6 protein-coding genes are annotated in these 22646 nt (G+C 43.5%); 1 reads left to right on the top strand and 5 read right to left on the bottom strand.

The genetic code is table 11. The annotated features are described in order from the left end of the window. Positions 1-302 precede the first annotated feature (302 nt). The 4 genes from H6550_03515 to H6550_03500 all read right to left on the bottom strand — a co-directional run bounded on the left by H6550_03515 (position 303) and on the right by H6550_03500 (position 21389). Positions 303-6509 (bottom strand): right-handed parallel beta-helix repeat-containing protein, encoded by a 6207-nt coding sequence (locus tag H6550_03515; protein ID MCB9045189.1) that lies wholly within the window; start codon positions 6507-6509, stop codon positions 303-305. Between the two features lie 480 nt (positions 6510-6989). Next, a complete protein-coding gene (locus H6550_03510; GenBank protein MCB9045188.1) occupies positions 6990-13013 on the bottom strand; it encodes a right-handed parallel beta-helix repeat-containing protein in 6024 nt (2007 codons plus the stop codon). Positions 13014-13480: 467 nt separating this feature from the next. Further along, positions 13481-19522, bottom strand: a complete 6042-nt coding sequence (locus H6550_03505; protein ID MCB9045187.1) for a right-handed parallel beta-helix repeat-containing protein — start codon at positions 19520-19522, stop codon at positions 13481-13483. 385 nt (positions 19523-19907) lie between these two features. Then, a complete protein-coding gene (locus H6550_03500) occupies positions 19908-21389 on the bottom strand; it encodes a hypothetical protein (GenBank protein MCB9045186.1) in 1482 nt (493 codons plus the stop codon). Positions 21390-21603: 214 nt separating this feature from the next. Between H6550_03500 and H6550_03495 the strand changes: the two genes are divergently transcribed. Beyond that, positions 21604-22089, top strand: a complete 486-nt coding sequence (locus H6550_03495; protein MCB9045185.1) for a calcium-binding EGF-like domain-containing protein — start codon at positions 21604-21606, stop codon at positions 22087-22089. A 90-nt stretch (positions 22090-22179) separates the two neighbouring features. On the opposite strand, the gene H6550_03490 is transcribed toward H6550_03495, so the two are convergent. Beyond that, a complete protein-coding gene (locus H6550_03490) occupies positions 22180-22635 on the bottom strand; it encodes a hypothetical protein (protein MCB9045184.1) in 456 nt (151 codons plus the stop codon). Positions 22636-22646 lie beyond the last annotated feature (11 nt).

Raw genomic sequence — 22646 nt, 5'->3', positions numbered from 1 at the left:
TGTTTCTTTTAAAAGCACATCAGAGATGAAAATAAAATTAAACTTAAATTAAAATGAAATTAAAAGCAAAAATATTATTAAGATTTTATTGTATTTTTTAATGTTCGTCCGGCGCATATATTGTGATATATTTTATAACAGCGCAATACACTTTAACTATAATATACATGTATTATTTGGGGTTTAAGAACATTGCTTCTGGCAGGTAGTTATTTTGACAATAATGTTCTGTGTAATACAAAACAAAAGGGCGACCATTACTAGTCGCCCTTTTGCTTTATTGTAGTTATTATGATCTCTACTTATTTCAGTATATCGAACTGTTTAGTGATCATACCATCCGCAGTTATTGCACGCAGCATGTAGTGACCATTGGCCAGTCCGCTGATGTCTATGCGGTGCTCGTTACTGTTTACTGAAGTCCTGTATACGACACTTCCTACACTGTTCACTACCTCTACGGTCTCTATCGCTGTCTGCTGAAGTCTCACTGTTATGTGATCCCTCGCAGGGTTAGGATAGATACTCAGCTGGTCTTCTCCCGCTACGCTCTGTACGCTCAGAGGCCAGCCTAACTGTACCGTGTCACTGCCGCAGGCATTGAACATCACTAACCTTACATACAGATCTCCGTCGATCGTCTTGGTCGGGTTGTTCTGGGTACTGCTCGAGCCATCGCTGAACAACCACAGGAACCCTACCGCACCTACAGGACCACTCGGGAAGAACTGGTACGTATTGCCGTTCTGTACAAAGGAGATACCATTCGCTTTAGGTAAAGGATCGATCGTTACCTGGATGTCATCCTGACCTACGCAGTTAGGACCGCCATCTACCTGTACTGTATACTTTCCGCCCTGCTTAACTTCTATCGTACGGGTCGTATCACCGGTGTTCCAAAGGTATTTGGCACCCGGATAACCCGCATCCAGCTTCATCCATACGTTCTTAACCTCGCAGTAGCTCGTGTCATTACCCAGGTCTACAGTCAGTGGACCGGAACTTACTGCGGTCTGCGTCGAGGTGCTTGAACAACCGATGTTCGTTACCACTACTGTATAGTTACCAGCCTGGCTTACAGGGTAGGTATTGTTCGTTGCGCCCGGGATGTCATTACCGTTCAGCTGCCACTGGTAGGTCACGCCTGTAGTGTTACCCGCATTCAGCGTCAGGCCGTTACCCGTACAATAGGTCAGAGGACCGTTCGCGTTGATCAGCGCATTCGGTGGTGCGATCGTTGTTACTGTTACAGGTACTGACTCTACGCTCTTGCCGCTGAAGGTGATCACTACGCTGTAGTCACCGGGCTGCGTGGCCAGGTAGCTCTTCGCGTTAGGACCATCGGCACCGGGGATCGCTGTTTTGTTACGGTACCATTTGTAGTTGTCCCCATCCTGTGGTTCGGCGTTCAGCAGTACGCTGTTGCCGATACAGATAACTACACTGCCCTGTGCACGTACAAAAGCCGAGGCGATACTGCCGTTCTCAAGAGCCGTATAAGATCCGAAACGGTTCAGTTTGGATGCGTCTATATTATCGGTGGTCGTATCTGCGCTACTCAGTGAGCCGCTGTACACCATCCATGGATAACCGTTTACGCGGTGCGCAAGGCGCAGGTTCTGCTCTGCAGCTATGTCTCCCAGCCAGATATCCATGTAATCCAGGTTGAAATCAAAATCAAAGGTCGTGCCGTTACCTACTGGTGCTACATCCGTATGGAAGTACATGCTGCCCATAGGGCTCGCGGCAGCAGCAATACCGTTGCCTTTCTCACCGCTGTACTGCTGTACTATTACAGGAGTCGTAGGTGCGGTAAGGCCCCAGGTGATGCGGCCCACTTCATTGCCCGCAAAGGTAAACACCTGTGTATCGCCCGGATCTGCCGTTGCAGGGTTCGCGGTGGCGGCCGGTGGCGCTACTTCAGGTAGTATCTCATAAGCTCCTATGTCAGGTACACCGTCCACACGGTTTTCTATACGGGGGTTACCATTGATGTCCTTGTTGTTTCCGGTGATATGTACACCATGACCGTTCAATGCCCATACTCCCGGATTGGTCGTTAAAGGAGCAGGGTTCGTATTGCTCGTAAACGGTGGATCGTAGGATACTGAGTGCTTGTCATTGCCTGTAGCTGAACGCCATGCCGACAAGCTGGTTGAAGTACTGGCACCTGTCATCAATTGACTCTTACTGCTTGAATACAGGTTATTATAGTCAACCTCTGTGCCGTAACCGGAGCTATATGTAATTGATGCGGCGTAACCACCTGCACGGTTAGCAAACACGTTGTTATAGATCTTGTTATTCGGATAAGTACTCAGGTAGATATAAGCACCGTAATATGAGGTTGAAGAATTTCCGTTATTAATTAACGTGTTATTATACACATCGCAGTTGGATGGATAGTACAGCAACATAGGATAGTAACAGGTCGTGTTACTGGCTGTCAGTACTGCATTGTTCATCACCTTACTGCGCTTGCTCGTCGTACCGTCAACATAGTACAGGTACATACTGTAACCGTAGAAACCTACGATCTTGTTGCCATAGATCTCCGAGGTCTTACCCGAGTTATTCGGATTATACATGTACGCCATCAGGCCATAGTAGGAAGTACCCGGCTGGCGTGCGGTAATGGTATTGTTACGTGCGGTCAGCTCATTACTATAGTAAATGTAGGTACCATAGTAGTAAGGGTTCATTGTACAACCGTCAATGGTCAAACCTTTACTGTATGGTGAGCTGGTCGTGTACCAGTAGATACCATAGTAACCGCCTTCCAGGCTACAATCCTTGAAAGTATTATAGTTACAATTTGCCTGGCCGCTGTTCCATACGCAACGCAGGTAGCTGCTCGTGGCTGTACCTACAATGATGCGGCAACCCACAAAACTGTCATTCGACGCTTTGTTCAGGAACTCAACACCGGTGCCGTAATTGCTGTTCGCTGCTACGATACCCATATTACGGAACGTGAAATTAGAGGCCCCGTCCATGGTCACGGTAGGAAGATCACCAGTTCCAGCTGCCGAATAACTTACCTGCGTAGTGGACGGATCTCCGTTCACGGACTGGAAGGTCACATGGTCAGTTGTATTCGATGCGGATACCGCATTCTTTAATACCACCTGGCCGGTATAAACACCCGGGCGTACATCAAATATCACATCACCGCAGGTACCATATTGATTCAGCGCGCCTACCGCAGCCACAACCGTCGGGAAATCCGGCGTGGTACCGCCTACCGTATAAGTGCCGCTCAGCGCTGCAAAATAATCCTGGTCCAGCGTATCATCTCCCGGTATAGGATCCTGAACGCCGTTAGGAAGGTAGGTCCAGGCTTTGATATTGACGCCCGCCTTACCAAAGGTCACAGGGCCAAGGGTGATGATCGCCTCGTTACCGGCGCTGCTGCCGTTGATATCGATCGGCGTCGTATAGTTGATCGTAGAGATAGCACCGCCATCTTTCTGCCAGTCTATCTTTACATTATTGATCTTGTTGTTACCATTGTTCTTGACACGCAGGCGTACCGTATAGGTGCCCGGGCAGAACGGTGGTACAGGGTCGATGATCGCATCTGCACTCGCATTATCGCTCACGTCAATACCCGTGAACAAAGCACCCACATCCTGCACGCTTGGTGTATGGATAAAGTTACGCACCACGTTGGAGTTACTTACACTAGGTGAATAACCCGTCCAGCCATTACTACCAACTTTCTCTGCAAGACGCAATGCGCTTTTTGATGCGATCGTACCCAACCAGGGATCTTTATAATACAGGTCCTGCTCATAATCCAGGCTCGTACCCGTGCCCACAAAGTCTGCATAGTAGAACATCTGGGTAGGGTTAATAGAAGTAATACCCGGAGGGTTGGTTCCTGTGTATTGTCTTACCGCAAAACCGGTAGGTACAGTATTGCCCCATTTCAGTACCGCTACTGTATCCTGGCCAAACGTTACCACCTGAGTGCTGTTTGCTGTTGGGGTAGCAGGTATCAGCGTACAGTTAGGCGGTGTAGCTGTAGGCGTGAACTCGTAAGCACCAAGGTCAGGTACACCTGCGATAGTTGTCAAAGCACGGGGGTTACCGTTCAGGTCCTTGTCATTACCCGTCATCTGAACACCACGGCCATTTAACGCCCAGCTGGACGGATTGGCAGGATCAGGACGAAGATCACCGGTTGCCGTGTTCATATAACCAGGCAGGTAGGACAATGAGTTCATATCCTTACCACTCGCATTACGCCAGTCCTGGATCGTATTGTAGGTAGCAGAAGGCGTTACACGGTAGATCAGCCCCGATGCTCCCGGCTTGTATATATTATTGTAGTCCATGCCGGAGATATAAGCATCCGTATACATATAGATGCCGTAACCGTTGGCACTGGTCTTGGATATTACGTTGTTATAGAAGGTACCTGTGTAGTTGGATGCGGTCTGGTAGATATATGCACCATAGTTGGTACCACCGGTCGCATCGCTGTGGAACGTATTATTGTACACATCAACATTGGTGCTGTAAGCCCAGTATAAAGGACCATAGCAGGAGCCTGCTGTTTTTGTGTACACAGCATTGTTATACACCTTTACATTGGTCTGGTAATAGACCATCATACCATAGACACTGGCCGAGCTACTGATACAGCTGATCTCGTTATTGGCGATAACACCTCCGGTATAACCATTGTTGTACATATAACAGCCATACATAGTACCGGCTTTGTTATTGTTATGAATCTTATTGCCGTTGAAACTAAAGTTACTACTGTAGTAGCAGTAGTTGTAAATAGAGGCTGAAGAAGATGTACTGGTATTGGTAGTATTAACGGTATTACCATCAAATACACCATTGGTAGAACTGTACAGGAAGTAGTTGTAAGTATAGTAACTGGTAGTGTTGTATGAATTAATGACATTGTTTTTCATTTCACCACCGGTAGAACTATAGTTATGATAGTTATAGATATAATAAGTACCCCCGGTCTTGTTGATAGAAATAGTATTGCCGTTCAGTTTAGAATAGGATGAACTATATAATAAATAGTTATTCATGTAACTGGCGTTCTTACAGTTATATTCCACTGTATTGTTTGTAAACTCAGCGTAAGAAGAACTGTAAACAGGGCCATAATTATACATGTACGAAGAGGCTCTTGAGCTCACTTTAATATTGTTACCGTCAGCCTTACTATAACTACTGCTATAAACCGAACCACGATTATACATATAACCTGTTCCCAAGTGGTCGATCTCCATTGTGTTATTATTAGAATTACAGTATGATGCGCTATACATAAGGCCATATAAGTAACAATATGCACTATTATTGGCAGATTGGGTCATCTTGATAGCGTTATTATTCATATCCGCATATGAAGCACTATACAAACCATAGAAATACATATAGTACTTGTTCAGGGTAGTTATGGAGTTATTGCTGATATCGCCATAGCTACAACCATAACCCATATAGTTATATACATAACCTGATGTACCGGTTGAGGTAGCGTTGATCGTATTGTTCTTATAATCCAGGTAATAAGAATAGTAGTTATAAGCTGGATATACTGAGCTCGACGTACTCACTGTGAAGTTATTACCGGTCACCTGGCACCTATCAGAAGAACTACCATCGCAATAATAAACATACATCGGCATAGCAGTACTGCTTTTGTTTATTATGCTACCGCTGTTGTTCCTGATCTTTACATAATCGCTGTAATAAGCATATACACCGTAGAAAGATCCAGACATGTTAGAATTGATTGAATTATTATCTACAACTGAATACTTTGTATAGTATATACGTATACCATAGGCATATTGGTTATTCATTGTATTTCCCGTAAACTCATTGTAAGGACTCTGAGATGATGAAGAACTACCATTACCCTGCCAATAGATACCGTAAGATCCATAATTGATGGTATTATTCCTGATGATGTTATTGTTTGCACTGGCTAATGAAGTACCATACACACGACTCTTATCTGTACTGGTTGTCGTCGAAGAACTTCCTGTCAAAATACAATTTTCAACAATATTGTAATCAGCATCTCCTGCAAAACGAACACACACACCATATGTTGAATGCGACTTGTTTAGTGTAAGATTTCTCACTCTTACGTACTTACCACCATTAAAGTAAAAGATGTGGTTGGAAGAAGTACTGCTGCTACTATTACTATTTGTTATAGTAGTTGTAGCTGCGCTGCCATTCTCAGCCTCGAATGTGATGGTGTTCGTGGCACTGGCACCGGAGATGTTACCGATAATCGCACTGGACGTACTGGAACTACTCCAGTTACCGGGGCGTATCTTAAATACTACCGGGCCGGACACACCCGCACTCAGCGCATTGGCTGCAGCCTGCAGGTCGGCATAGTTGGCACCCGAGCCATAAACAGTATATACCCCATTCAACTGGGCATTAACCGATACAGCCGCTACCAGCAAAAATACTGCCGATAGCACCGATACCTTCATTTTGTTGATTTGCTTCATAAAATAATTTTTAGACGTTTACCTTAAAATTAACAATAGCAACTTCACACTAATAGTGCAAAAGTTTATATTATTTATTTCGATATTGTTTTAAAGATAAATTGGTCTTCTTAAAATAGAATGAGCATTCAATTAAAATGAAATGAACATTGAATTAAAATAAAATGAATTATAAATTAAATTTAGATTAAAGAGCAAAAACAATTAGAGAAATATTACAAGTGATAAGGCCCTGTATATGCTCAAAGTATCTTAGCATCTATATAACTGATAATTAATTAATTGCGGCATATAGTCGAGAAAAGAATTAGCCAAATAGCGTTAAGCATTAATTGAGAATAAAAATATGATAATTATAAGATTAAAATAAAATGAAAAACATTCCAAATCCTATCTCTACATAAAGTAGAAACGCATGCTGAAATAGATTCAGCATGCGCTTTTTGTATTGATGTGATATCCTGTTTTGTTACAGGATACTTACTTCAGTATATCGAACTGTTTAGTAATCATACCATCTGCCGTTACTGCGCGCAGCATGTAGTGGCCATTGGACAGTCCGCTGATGTCTATGCGATGCTCATTACTGTTAACCTGGGTCCTGTATACGACACTTCCTACACTGTTCACTACCTCTACGGTCTCTATCGCCGTCTGCTGAAGTCTCACTGTTATGTGATCCCTCGCAGGATTAGGATAGATACTCAACTGGTCTTCTCCCGCTACGTTCTGTACGCTCAGCGGCCAGCCCAACTGTACCGTGTCACTGCCGCAGGCATTGAACATTACTAACCTTACGTACAGATCTCCGTCGATCGTCTTGGTCGGGTTGTTCTGGGTACTGCTGGAACCATCACTGAATAACCACAGGAACCCTACCGCGCCTACAGGACCACTCGGGAAGAACTGGTACGTATTGCCGTTCTGTACAAAGGAGATACCATTCGCTTTCGGTAAAGGATCGATCGTTACCTGGATGTCATCCTGGCCTACGCAGTTAGGACCGCCATCTACCTGTACTGTATACTTTCCGCCCTGCTTAACTTCTATCGTACGGGTGGTGTCACCGGTATTCCAAAGGTATTTCGCGCCGGGGTAACCTGCATCCAGTTTCATCCATACGTTCTTAACCTCGCAGTAGCTCGTGTCATTACCCAAGTCTACCGTCAAAGGACCCGAACTTACAGAGGTCTGGGTAGAGGTGCTTGAACAACCGATGTTCGTTACCACTACTGTATAGTTACCTGCCTGGCTTACAGGGTAAGTGTTGTTCGTTGCACCCGGAATGTCATTACCGTTCAGCTGCCACTGGTAGGTCACCCCTGTAGTGTTACCCGCATTCAGCGTCAGGCCGTTACCGGTACAATAGGTCAGCGGACCGTTCGCGTTGATCAGTGCATTCGGTGGTGCGATCGTCGTTACTGTTACAGGTACTGACTCTACGCTCTTACCGCTGAAGGTGATCACTACGCTGTAGTCGCCGGGCTGCGTGGCCAGGTAGCTCTTCGCGTTAGGGCCGTCTGCACCGGGGATCGCTGTTTTGTTGCGGTACCATTTGTAGTTGTCGCCATCCTGTGGTTCGGCGTTCAGCAGTACGCTGTTGCCGATACAGATAACCACACTACCCTGTGCACGTACAAAGGCCGAAGCGATACTGCCGTTCTCAAGAGCGGTGTATGATCCGAAACGGTTCAGTTTGGATGCGTCTATATTATCGGTAGTGGTATCAACTGTACTCAGTGAGCCACTGTACACCATCCATGGATAACCGTTTACGCGGTGCGCAAGGCGAAGGTTCTGCTCTGCGGCTATGTCACCTAACCAGATATCCATATAATCCAGGTTGAAATCAAAATCAAAGGTTGTTCCGTTGCCCACAGGAGCTACATCAGTATGGAAGTACATACTGCCCATAGGGCTCGCCGCAGCAGCAATACCGTTACCTTTTTCACCGCTGTACTGCTGTACTATTACAGGAGTCGTAGGCGCAGTAAGCCCCCAGGTGATGCGGCCCACTTCATTGCCCGCAAAGGTAAATACCTGTGTATCGCCCGGATCTGCCGTTGCAGGGTTCGCGGTGGCGGCAGGTGGTGCTACTTCAGGAAGTATCTCATAAGCTCCCAGATCCGGAGCACCATCTACGCGTTTCTCTATACGGGGATTTCCATTGATATCCTTATTGTTACCGGTGATGTGTACACCGTGACCGTTCAGCGCCCATACACCGGGATTGGTCGTTAAAGGAGCAGGGTTCGTATTGCTCGTGATAGAAGGATCATATGTTACAGAATGTTTGTCATTACCGGTAGCTGAACGCCATGCTGAAAGACTACCTGATGTGCTGTTACCAGTCATGAACTGACTCTTACTACTTGAATACAGGTTATTATAGTCAACCTCTGTACCATAACCGGAGCTGTAACTTATACCTGCAGCATAACCGCCGGAAAGGTTTGCAAAAACGTTATTGAACACTTTATTGTTCGGGTAACTACTCAAATACAAATAAGCTCCGTAATAAGATGTTGACGAAGTACCGTTGTTCACAAGTGTGTTATTTAACACATCACAGTTGGACGGATAGTACAGCAACATAGGATAGTAACAGGTCGTGTTACTGGCCGTGATCACTGAGTTATTCATCACCTTACTGCGCTTGCTCGTCGTACCGTCAACATAGTACAGGTACATACTGTAACCCCTGAACCCAACAACCTTGTTGCCATAGATCTCCGAGGTCTTACCCGAGTTGTACGAATTATACATATAAGCCATCAGGCCATAGTAGGAAGTACCCGGCTGGCGTGCGGTGATCGTATTGTTACGTGCGGTCAGCTCATTACTGTAGTAGATATAGGTACCATAATAGTACGGGTTCATCGTACAGTTGTCTATCGTCAGGCCCTTACTGTAAGGGGCACTGGTAGTATACCAATATAAGCTATAGTAACCACCTTCCAGGCTACAATCCTTGAAGGTATTAAAGTTACACTCTGCCTGGCCGCTGTTCCATACGCAACGCAGGTAACTGCTCGTGGCTGTACCTACGATGATGCGGCAACCCACAAAGCTGTCATTCGACGCTTTATTCAGGAACTCAACACCGGTGCCGTAATTGCTGTTCGCTGCTACGATACCCATATTACGGAACGTGAAATTAGAGGCCCCGTCCATGGTCACGGTAGGAAGATCACCGCTTCCCGAAGCTGAATAACTTACCTGCGTAGTGGACGGATCTCCGTTCACGGACTGGAAGGTAACATGGTCTGTTGTATTCGATGCCGATACCGCATTCTTCAATACCACCTGGCCGGTGTATACACCCGGGCGCACGTCAAATACCACATCACCGCAGGTACCGTATTGGTTCAATGCTCCGGCTGCTGCCAGCACCGTTGGGAAGTCAGGTGTAGTACCGCCTACCGTATAAGTGCCGCTCAGCGCAGCAAAATAATCCTGGTCCAGCGTGTCATCTCCCGGTATAGGATCTTGTTTACCGTTAGGCAGGTAGGTCCAGGCTTTGATATTGACGCCCGCCTTACCAAAGGTCACTGAACCCAGTGAGATGGTTGCCTCATTACCGGCGCTGCTGCCGTTGATATCGATCGGCGTCGTATAGTTGATCGTAGAGATAGCACCGCCATCTTTCTGCCAGTCTATCTTTACATTATTGATCTTGTTATTACCATTGTTCTTGATACGCAGGCGTACCGTATAGGTGCCCGGGCAGAACGGTGGTACAGGCTCGATGATCGCATCTGCACTCGCATTATCGCTCACGTCAATACCCGTGAACAAAGCACCTACATCCTGCACGCTCGGCGTATGGATAAAGTTACGTACCACGTTAGATCCGCTCACACTTGGCGAGTAACCCGTCCAACTGCTGCTACCTACCTTCTCAGCAAGGCGCAGCGCACTTTTTGATGCGATCGTGCCTAACCAGGGGTCTTTAAAATACAGGTCCTGTTCGTAGTCCAGGTTAGTACCTGTGCCCACAAAGTCTGCATAATAGAACATCTGCGTAGGGTTGATAGAAAGGATACCCGGAGGGTTGGTTCCTGTGTACTGCCTTACTGCAAAACCGGTTGGTACCACATTACCCCAGTTCAACACGGCTACCGTATCCTGGCCGAAGGTAACTACCTGCGTACCGTTTGCTGTTGGTGTAGCCGGCGACATGGTACAGTTAGGTGGCGTAGCTGTTGGCGTGAACTCATAAGCGCCCAAGTCAGGCACACCTGCGATAGTTGTCAATGCACGGTTATTACCATTAATATCTTTATCATTACCGGTCATCTGCACACCGCGGCCATTCAAGGCCCAGGAATTAGGATTAGCAGGATCGGGACGAAGGTCACCGTTATTTACATTCATAAAGCCCGGCATATATGACAGCGAATTCATGTTATCGCCTGTGCCGTTACGCAATGCCTGTATGCTTGAGTAATTAGCGCCTACATATGGATTGTAGAAAAGGCTACCGCTTGGTTGATATATATTATTATAATCACTGTGGAAGTTACCAGGATTGGTTGCATAGATGTACATAGCATAACCATTACCACTGCTCTTACTCACAGAGTTATTGTAAAAATCTACACTGTACTGGGTACCATACATATAACAATACACGCCATAGTTAGTACTTGATGTAGCGCCACTGTGGAATGTATTATTGTATATTTTGGCATTGGTAGGGTAATAACACATGAAAGTGTAGTTGTAGCTACTGGCTTTTGTATATATAGCATTATTTTTGATGGAGCCTACAGGGTAGTATGCATAAAGGCCATAGGCATAATATGAGGTTGTTGCTACGATCTCGTTATTCTCAATATCTCCGTTTCCACCACTCAAGAAGTTGATATATAAACCGTATGCATACCCGCTCTGTGCTGTTGAACGTATCTTATTCCCTTTTACGGTTGAGGTACCGTAACCATAGAAGTAGTTATAAACACTATAGATAGTAGAACCGGAACGTGTGTGTTTGATATCTATATCATTGCCCTCCATGGTCATATCATAACCATAGTAGTTAAAATAGGTATACCAATAATAGTTAGGTCCGCCCGATGCAGTTAATTTATTATTCTTGAACAACAGATCATCTGAATAATATGATATGTAATTGTACATGTAATAACCGCTGTTGTTCTGCTTAACCTCAGTTATGTCATTACCGGACATTTCACAATTATCAGCATAATAAGCCCAACGATTATACCAATATGACGAACCTGAATAAGTCATATGTAAGGTGTTATTTTTGAACTTGGCATAATTACTATAACCAAGTGCATATGTGTATCCATAATAGCTGGCATTATCAGAACTTTTAACAGTTATCGTATTGCCTGTTACCTCAGAATAGTTACTGCTATAAGCTCCGTAGAAATAGAAACTGCGTCGGTTAGTTGCAGAAATCGTATTGTTCTTAATAGTGTTGTACGAGCCGCTATATGACAGGTACAGGTAATTAGTACTCGTTCCTGTGCAATTTGACGTTATATTGTTATTTTCATATGTTAGCCATGTACAACCATAATTATATACTGGATATATAGTACTGCTGGAAGCTAATGTAAATGTGTTTCCTGAAACTTCTGCATGTGTTGAGGAGTTCCCGTCACAATAATAAACATAAATGGGCATTGTGGTAGACGTGTTACCTGTCAGACTACCTGTATTATTTTTTATCTGCAGATTTTCGTCGCCATAAGAACAATAAATTGCGTAGATAGAACCACTCAACGTTGAGTTGATAGTGTTATTATTGATCTTTTGATTCTTCGTATAGTAGGTATAGATACCGTAGTTATACTGATTCGTCAGTGTATTGCCTGTAAATTCATTATCCGCTGAAAGGCTTGACGATGAACTTGAGCTACCACGCCAGTATATGCCATAGTAACCGCGATCAATGGTGTTATTCCTTATAATATTATGATGGCCGCTTGACATTGATGTAGCGTAAACACGATAACAACTGCTTGAGGAACTTGTTCCTCCGCCGTTCATCACGCAATTTTCAACAATATTGTATTGAGCCGCTCCGGCATATCGTAAGGCACATGCATATGTTGAATGTGTCCTTGTTAATGTGAGGTTGCGTACTGTAACGTATTTTGCACCGTTAAAGTAAAAGATGTGGTTGGAAGAAGTACTGCTGCTACTATTACTATTTGTTATCGTAGTTGTAGCAGCGCTGCCATTCTCAGCTTCAAACGTGATCGTGTTCGTCGCACTGGCACCGGAAATATTACCGATAATCGCACTGGACGTACTGGAACTACTCCAGTTTCCCGGACGTATCTTAAACACCACCGGTCCTGACACACCTGCACTCAATGCACTGGCCGCTGCCTGCAGGTTTGGATAGTTGGCACCGCTTCCGTAAACGGTATAAGTACCGTTCAACTGAGCCTGTACAGATATCGTAGCCAACAGCAGTATTATTACTGATAGCACCGATAGCTTCATTTTGTTGATTTGCTTCATAAAATAATTTTTAGACGTTTACCTTAAAAATTAACAATAGCAACTTTACACTAATAGCGCAAAATTTTATATTATTTATTTCGATATTGTTTTAAAGATAAATCTGACTACTTAAGATTGTATGAGCAAGCAGTTAAAATAGAATGAACATAAAAGTAAAATAGACTAATAATAAGATTAAAATAAAATTAACATGGTGACAATAAACTATAATATAATATAGTTTATGTTGTAATTATCGATTGTATAAACTAATTGGTAACTAATTAGTTATATTATTTTCGCTCATTATCCCTTGTCAATGGTACCATCTTACACACAATCAACTTAAAACAATATTAAAAGCCGATTATATCTATGTAAATAAAATATACAAAAAATGTATTTTAAAAATAAAAGCGCATGCTGAAATAGATTCAGCATGCGCTTTTTGTATTGATGTGATATCCTGTTTTGTTACAGGATACTTATTTCAGTATATCGAACTGTTTAGTGATCATACCATCCGCAGTTATTGCACGCAGCATGTAGTGACCATTGGCCAGTCCGCTGATGTCTATGCGGTGCTCGTTACTGTTAACTGATGTCCTGTATACAACACTTCCTACACTGTTCACTACTTCTACGGTCTCTATCGCTGTCTGATGCAACCTAACCGTAATTTGATCTTTTGCAGGATTAGGATAGATACTCAGCTGGTCTTCTCCCGCTACGTTCTGTACGCTCAGAGGCCAGCCTAACTGTACCGTGTCACTGCCGCAGGCATTGAACATCACTAACCTTACATACAGATCTCCGTCGATCGTCTTGGTCGGGTTGTTCTGGGTACTGCTCGAGCCATCGCTGAACAACCACAGGAACCCTACCGCACCTACAGGACCACTCGGGAAGAACTGGTACGTATTGCCGTTCTGTACAAAGGAGATACCATTCGCTTTAGGTAAAGGATCGATCGTTACCTGGATGTCATCCTGACCTACGCAGTTAGGACCGCCATCTACCTGTACTGTATACTTTCCGCCTTGCTTAACTTCTATCGTACGGGTCGTATCACCGGTGTTCCAAAGGTATTTGGCACCCGGATAACCCGCATCCAGCTTCATCCATACGTTCTTAACCTCGCAGTAGCTCGTGTCATTACCCAGGTCTACAGTCAGTGGACCGGAACTTACTGCGGTCTGCGTCGAGGTACTTGAACAACCGATGTTCGTTACCACTACTGTATAGTTACCAGCCTGGCTTACAGGGTAGGTATTGTTCGTTGCGCCCGGGATGTCATTACCGTTCAGCTGCCACTGGTAGGTCACGCCTGTAGTGTTACCCGCATTCAGCGTCAGGCCGTTACCCGTACAATAGGTCAGAGGACCGTTCGCGTTGATCAGCGCATTCGGTGGTGCGATCGTCGTTACTGTTACAGGTACTGACTCTACGCTCTTGCCGCTGAAGGTGATCACTACGCTGTAGTCACCGGGCTGCGTGGCCAGGTAGCTCTTCGCGTTAGGACCATCGGCACCGGGGATCGCTGTTTTGTTACGGTACCATTTGTAGTTGTCACCATCCTGTGGTTCGGCGTTCAGCAGTACGCTGTTGCCGATACAGATAACTACACTGCCCTGTGCACGTACAAAGGCCGAAGCGATACTGCCGTTCTCAAGAGCGGTGTATGATCCGAAACGGTTCAGTTTGGATGCGTCTATATTATCGGTAGTGGTATCAACTGTACTCAGTGAGCCACTGTACACCATCCATGGATAACCGTTTACGCGGTGCGCAAGGCGAAGGTTCTGCTCTGCGGCTATGTCACCTAACCAGATATCCATATAATCCAGGTTGAAATCAAAATCAAAGGTTGTTCCGTTGCCCACAGGAGCTACATCCGTATGGAAGTACATACTGCCCATAGGGCTCGCCGCAGCAGCAATACCGTTACCTTTCTCACCGCTGTACTGCTGTACTATTACAGGAGTCGTAGGCGCGGTAAGCCCCCAGGTGATGCGGCCCACTTCATTGCCCGCAAAGGTAAATACCTGTGTATCGCCCGGATCTGCCGTTGCAGGGTTCGCGGTGGCGGCAGGTGGTGCTACTTCAGGAAGTATCTCATAAGCTCCTATGTCAGGTACGCCATCTGCCAGCTTATCAATACGCGTGTTACCATTTATGTCCTTCGTGTTACCGGTGATGTGTACACCATGGCCGTTCAGTGCCCATACTCCGGGGTTAGTGGTTAAAGGGGCAGGGTTTGTATTGCTCGTGATAGAAGGATCATATGTTACTGAATGTTTGTCATTGCCGGTAGCTGAACGCCATGCTTTTAAGCTACCTGATGTACTGTTACCCCTCATAAACTGGCTCTTGCTGGTTGTATACAGGTTATTATAGTCAACCTCTGTACCATAACCGGAGCTATAACTAATGTTCGCCGCATAACCGCCTGCCAGGTTCGCAAATACATTATTGAACACTTTATTGTTCGGGTAACTACTCAAATACAAATAGGCTCCATAATATGATGATGAATTAGACCCGTTGTTCACAAGTGTGTTATTCAACACATCACAGTTGGACGGATAGTACAGCAACATAGGATAGTAACAGGTCGTGTTACTGGCCGTGATCACTGAGTTATTCATCACCTTACTGCGCTTGCTGGTTGTACCGTTTACATAATACAGGTACATGCTGTATCCCCTGAATCCTACTACCTTATTACCAGATATCTCCGAGGTCTTATTATTGTTGTATGGATTATACATATAACCTAACAAACCATAATATGAGGTGCCCGGCTGGCGGGCTGTCACCGTATTATCTCTCAAAGTCATTTCATTACTATAGTATGCATACAAGCCGTAGTAGTAAGGATTAAGCGTACAATTATCCAATGTCAGGCCTTTACTATATGGCGAACTGGTGGTGTACCAGTAAACACTATAATAACCACCTTCCATACTACAATCTTTAAAAGTATTGTAGTTACACTCTGCCTGGCCGCTATTCCATACGCAACGCAGGTAGCTGCTCGTGGCTGTACCTACGATGATGCGACAACCCACAAAGCTGTCATTCGACGCTTTATTCAGGAACTCAACACCGGTGCCGTAATTGCTGTTCGCTGCTACGATACCCATATTACGGAACGTGAAATTAGAGGCCCCGTCCATGGTCACGGTAGGAAGATCACCGCTTCCCGAAGCTGAATAACTTACCTGCGTAGTGGACGGATCTCCGTTCACGGACTGGAAGGTAACATGGTCTGTTGTATTCGATGCCGATACCGCATTCTTCAATACCACCTGGCCGGTGTATACACCCGGGCGCACGTCAAATACCACATCACCGCAGGTACCGTATTGGTTCAAGGCATCTACTGCGTCCACAACAGTCGGGAAATCCGGTGTGGTACCACCGACAGTATAGGTACCGCTCAGTGCAGCAAAATAATCCTGGTCCAGCGTGTCATCTCCCGGTATAGGATCTTGTTTACCGTTAGGCAGGTAGGTCCAGGCTTTGATATTGACGCCCGCCTTACCAAAGGTCACTGAACCCAGTGAGATGGTTGCCTCATTACCGGCGCTGCTGCCGTTGATATCGATCGGCGTCGTATAGTTGATCGTCGTGATGGTACCGCCATCTTTCTGCCAGTCTATCTTCAGTCCATTGATCTTGTTATTACCATTGTTCTTGATACGCAGGCGTACCGTATAGGTGCCCGGGCAGAACGGTGGTACAGGCTCGATGATCGCATCTGCACTCGCATTATCGCTCACGTCAATACCCGTGAACAAAGCACCTACATCCTGCACGCTCGGCGTATGGATAAAGTTACGTACCACGTTAGATCCGCTCACACTTGGCGAGTAACCCGTCCAACTGCTGCTACCTACCTTCTCAGCAAGGCGCAGCGCACTTTTTGATGCGATCGTGCCTAACCAGGGGTCTTTAAAATACAGGTCCTGTTCGTAGTCCAGGTTAGTACCTGTGCCCACAAAGTCTGCATAATAGAACATCTGCGTAGGGTTGATAGAAAGGATACCCGGAGGGTTGGTTCCTGTGTACTGCCTTACTGCAAAACCGGTTGGTACCACATTACCCCAGTTCAACACGGCTACCGTATCCTGGCCGAAGGTAACTACCTGCGTACCGTTTGCTGTTGGTGTAGCCGGCGACATGGTACAGTTAGGCGGTGTAGCTGTCGGCGTGAACTCATAAGCGCCAAGGTCAGGCACACCTGCGATAGTTGTCAAAGCACGGTTATTACCATTAATATCTTTATCATTACCGGTCATCTGAACACCGCGGCCATTCAAGGCCCAGCTATTAGGGTTAGCTGGATCAGGACGAAGGTCCCCGTTATTTACATTCATAAAGCCCGGCATATATGACAGCGAGTTCATGTTATCACCCGTGCCGTTACGCAACGCCTGAATGCTCGAATAGTTGCCCCCTACATATGGGTTGTAGAAAAGGCTACCGCTTGGTGAGTAAATATTATTGTAATCACTGTGGAAGTTTGCAGGTGTTGTGCAATATACATACATAGCATAACCATTACCACTGCTCTTACTTACAGAATTGTTATAAAAATCCACACTGTACTGAGACCCATACATATAGAAATAAGTCAGATAGTTAGTACTTGACGTAGCGCCGCTATGGAATGTATTGTTATATATCTTGGCATTGGTAGGATAATAACATCTGAACGTGTAGTTATAGTTACCCGCTTTTGTATATACAGCATTGTTCTTGATTGAGCCTGATGGATAATAAACATACAGACCATATACACCATATGAAGACGTTGCAATGATCTCATTATCCTCAACATCACCACCACCTCCGCTGAGGAAATTGATGTAAATACCATACGCATAACCGCTCTGTGCCGTAGAACGAATCTTATTCCCTTTTACGGTTGAGGTACCGTAACCATAAAAATAGTTGTATACACTTCGAATACTCGAACCTGAGCGGGTGTGCTTGATATCAATATCATTGCCCTCCATGGTCATATCATAGCCATAGTAGTTGAAATATGTATACCAATAATAGTTAGGTCCGCCCGATGCGGTGAATTTGTTGTTTTTGAATTGTAAGTTATCAGAGTAGTAAGAGAAATAGTTGTACATGTAATAACCGCTGTTATTTTGTTTCGTCTCGGTTATGTCATTACCAATAATTTCACAATTATCAGCATAATATGTCCAGCGATTATACCAATAATAAGTACCCGAATACGTCAGGTCAAGGGTGTTATTCTTAAGTTTTGCATAGTTACTATATGCTAATGCATAAGTATAGCCGTAGTAACTGGAATTATCAGTACTCTTAATTTTAATATCATTACCCTCCACTACAGAATAATTACTGCTGTATGCGCCGTAGAAATAAAAGGTTCGTCTGTTCTGTGCGGATATTGTATTATTCTTAATAAGGTTGTGAGAACCGCTGTAAGAAAGGTACAGATAGTTGTAACTGGTACCAGTACAGGTTGATGTTATTTTATTATTCTCGTAAGTAAGGTATGTACAGCCATAGTTATAAACCGGGTACATACTACTACTGGATTGAAGTGTAAAATCATTACCTGAAATAACACCGTGTGTACCGGAATTACCATCGCAATAACGGATATACAAACTATATGTTGTAGATGTTTTACCCGTAATGTTACCCTTGTTATTTTTTATCTCCAAAGCACCATCACCATAATGACAATAAACAGCACCATAAAAATAACTGCTCAATGTAGTGTTGATCGTGTTGTTATTGATCTTTTGATTTTTAGTATAGTATGCATATATACCTGCATACCTTGGATTATTCAGTGTATTACCTGTAAACTCATTGTCGGCAGATAAGCCAGAAGACGAGCTATAACTACCCCTCCAATAAATACCATAAGAGCCTCTGTCTATCGTATTGTTCCGTATAATGTTGTGGTGTCCGCTTGACATAGAACTCGCATATACACGGGCTTTATAATCACTTGTACTACTCGAAGTACTTCCTTTAAGCACACAGTTCTCAATAATATTATATTGCGCAGAACCCTGGAAGTAAAACACCCTACCATAAGAAGAGTGGGTTTTGTCCAGGGTCAGGTTTCTTACGCGTACATATTTTGCACTATTAAGCCTGAAAATAAAATTACCAGACGTGCTACTACTGCTGCTGTTTGTGTTCCTGATCGTCGTAGTCGCAGCACTTCCATTCTCTGCTTCAAAAGTGATCGTGTTCGTCGCACTGGCACCGGATATGTTGCCGATAACGGCGTCAGAGGTAGATGAGCTACTCCATGTGCCGGGTCTTATTTTAAATACCACCGGACCAGACACACCTGCACTGAGCGCATTTGCCGCTGCTTGCAGGTTTGGATAGTTGGCACCGCTTCCGTAAACGGTATAAGTACCATTTAATTGGGCACTTGCTGCAAACCCACACAATAACACTACCAGAATTGATAGTGACGGGAGTCTCAGAAATCTTAATTTGTTGATTTTTTTCATAATAACTATTTATACGTTTACCTAAATATTTTTTCGCTCACAAGCTTGAGTTGTTGATAACAAAGTGGGATCATTTGAAACAGTACTAGGAATTGTTTAATAACAAAAATCAATCAACTCGCAGATACTAAAATTATATATAATCGTATGTAGCAAGAAACCACACCAATTAAAATGGATAGAAGAGAATATTAAAATAGGAACAACAGGAACAACAGAATTATTTAATAATCAATAAATTACAAACAATTAAATAATTATTAACATTGTATAATCACACAAGTACAGCATGGCTGTAAGGTACAATAGAAGGGCAATTGAATGGAATTAAATACAGATTAAACGATATTAATTGTACGTAAAAATGATATTAACCTAACAGTGGCTATCTGTCTAATCTGTTGAGGCCTGCCTTAGCTTGTTGGTCTATAGAATTTTTGAAATCATGGTCCTTCATTGATATTGCAAGCCTGAACATCTCAATTGCTTTATCATTTAACCCTGACTTTTCATAAAGAAACCCAAGTTGTAAAGCCGACCTTGCAGCAAATTGTTCTTGCCTTTCCTTACCTAATTTTATTGTTTTATTGTAACTTTCAATTGCAATAGCAGAATGTCCCAACTCTTCATTCACCCTGGCAAGCCTGAAACGATACTCAAGCTCAAATGGTAAGTCCGACATATCTTCAGGTCTTACAGAATTCAAAACTGTAAGCGCTTCATGATAATATCCGCCATCAGTAAACAACTGGGCCTTTAACAATAGCCTGTCTGGCCATTTATCATGCTCAGCAAAACGCTGGGCCTGTTTATCCGAATCTGTGTTTTCTGTCCCTTGGGTAAGTATCATTTTCTTGCAATAGTTGGCCATACGTGTATTTCCCTGCAAGTGATACGCATAGCACATCTTCTGCCAGGCATCTTTAACAAATATCCCTCCACTGTAGTGTTTCAGGAAATTATTCATTCTGTTTACAGCATCTTTATCCTGTTTGTATAGCAAAGCATACCCATATTCATAGTCGAAAATCGGATACTTTTTATAGTTGCTGCTCTGCTCCGCCTCATGTAATATTTTTATTGCAACGTTCGCTTTCCTGTAGTTAATGGCAATATTTGTCTTAACAAAGCAATACATCAGGTTATCTGTTGTATTAAAGACATCAGCAGAGACGATCTTCCAGGCCTCCTCCTTATCAGACAAAAGATAATAATTGAGATAGGCGTAATAGATAAGCGCTTCTGAATACAATGGATCTGTTTCTGCATGAGTGTCCAGGAAGCTTTTCACTTTATTCACTCCTGACTTAACATCTCCCCTCATACCGAATATAGAAGCTACCCATTTGAAATTATCAGGAAGAACACCAACAGTTGCTTCCTCAATTCCTGAAAAAATATCGTTATAAGCAAATTTTGGGAATAGCTTCCTGTTTTCTTTTAACAATAAGTATGACCTGCGAAAGCTGCTGGCTGCTTTCAGTTTTTCATTGAACCTTAAATGAACGAAAGCCCAGTGCATATATATCCCGGCTTTACATAACCTATGCCACGGAGAATGCTCATCTCCCCGTTCCATCAGGCTCAACCGTTCATTCTGATGATGTTTTAACTGGGTATAATCTACCGGATCGCCATTATAAAGTAATAAAAGACAATCGTCGTAATCGGAAATATAGGTTGCCATCAGGTTATAAGGGTCTGATATAAGCTCCTCCCTAAGCAGTTCTTTTGCCTCTTCGGGATGTAGTGACATATATTGATTATACGCCTTATTACAACCATCGGTATATTGATAATGATATTGTTTCGCCTCCGCTATGGTACACGTGAACAAAACAAACAAAGTCAATATATATCTTTTCATCTGCCGCAAAGGTATAACCTACCATCCAATACACCTTATATTATCTATTATTTAACTGATTATACATTATTAAATATCACAAGAGATGGTATTGTAAAAAATAGAAAACAAACAACATGTGTTTATCAACTTTATTTAAGGAAACTTGTTATCAAAGCATAATGAGCGTATTTTTGGCACTAAATTTGTCATTCAATTAAAAAAAACAACTTCTATGAAATCAATTCGTAACATCGCATTTAGCGCATTATTAGCTGTTGGCGCTTTCACAATGGTGACTTATACAGCATGTACAAAAGATGAGTGTAAAGACGTAGTATGCCAGAATGGTGGTACTTGTGTAACCGGCACATGTAATTGCCCTACCGGGTATGAAGGCACAAATTGTGAAACCATCACAAGAGATAAATTTGTGGGAACATATACAGGTACAGAAAACTGCACAGTAGGTTCTGACACATACTCAATAACAATTGACAAAAACTCAGACGATTTGAAAATGACATACAAAAATGTCTACAATCAAAATTATTCTGCAGTTTGTACAGTAACTAACACTACAACATTCACATTTAACGAAACACAAAACGGTGCTACATTTACTGGAACAGGTACATTAAATGGCAACACATTAACTGTTGATTATACCATTACTGACGCTTTGTCAAGCAACACTTGCAAATACATCGGTGTAAAATAAGAAAATAGAATTCTAAAAATAATAAATATATAAGGGCCTGACTGCAGTCAGGCCCTTATATATTTATTAGAACTTAAATAAAGTGATGAACTACTTGCCCATTTTAGGCTTGCCATTACCTACCTCATCAGGGTTGTTATTACCCATTTTAGGTTTACCATTACCTACTGTGTTTGGATCCGAATTCCCCATTTTAGGTTTACCATTACCTACTGTTTCTTTAGGTGTATCCATAGGTTTTGTACTGTTACCGTTACCATTAACAGGAACAGATTCCTCACCTACTGAATTGTGTTTTACAGGCTTTTTAGCTACAACTTTCTTACCACTCATAGCAGCCATTATTGAGTCAGCCCTGGCAATAGCCATTTCCATGATATACTCATTATTTTTGGCTTCCAGATCCATCCTTATCTGCTCTACCCTAGCGTTTACGATAGAGTCTACTTTTGCCTGCATTTCGTCTGCATTGCCTGAAGTATCGGTGTTACAAGACGCGAAAGCCATTATGCCTCCTGTTATCAGTAATAATGATTGCTTTTTCATTCCTATTGTTT

Source organism: Chitinophagales bacterium (genome assembly GCA_020636495.1).
GTDB lineage: Bacteria > Bacteroidota > Bacteroidia > Chitinophagales > Chitinophagaceae > UBA5543.
Note: the sequence above shows the minus strand (reverse complement) of the source record. Positions and strands in the feature narration are given on the sequence as shown.

Coding starts and splice junctions, on each gene's coding strand:
- H6550_03495 (MCB9045185.1), top strand. CDS start 21,604: ATGAAATCAATTCGTAACATCGCATTTAGCGCATTATTAGCTGTTGGC.
- H6550_03500 (MCB9045186.1), bottom strand. CDS start 21,389: ATGAAAAGATATATATTGACTTTGTTTGTTTTGTTCACGTGTACCATA.
- H6550_03490 (MCB9045184.1), bottom strand. CDS start 22,635: ATGAAAAAGCAATCATTATTACTGATAACAGGAGGCATAATGGCTTTC.
- H6550_03510 (MCB9045188.1), bottom strand. CDS start 13,013: ATGAAGCAAATCAACAAAATGAAGCTATCGGTGCTATCAGTAATAATA.
- H6550_03515 (MCB9045189.1), bottom strand. CDS start 6,509: ATGAAGCAAATCAACAAAATGAAGGTATCGGTGCTATCGGCAGTATTT.
- H6550_03505 (MCB9045187.1), bottom strand. CDS start 19,522: ATGAAAAAAATCAACAAATTAAGATTTCTGAGACTCCCGTCACTATCA.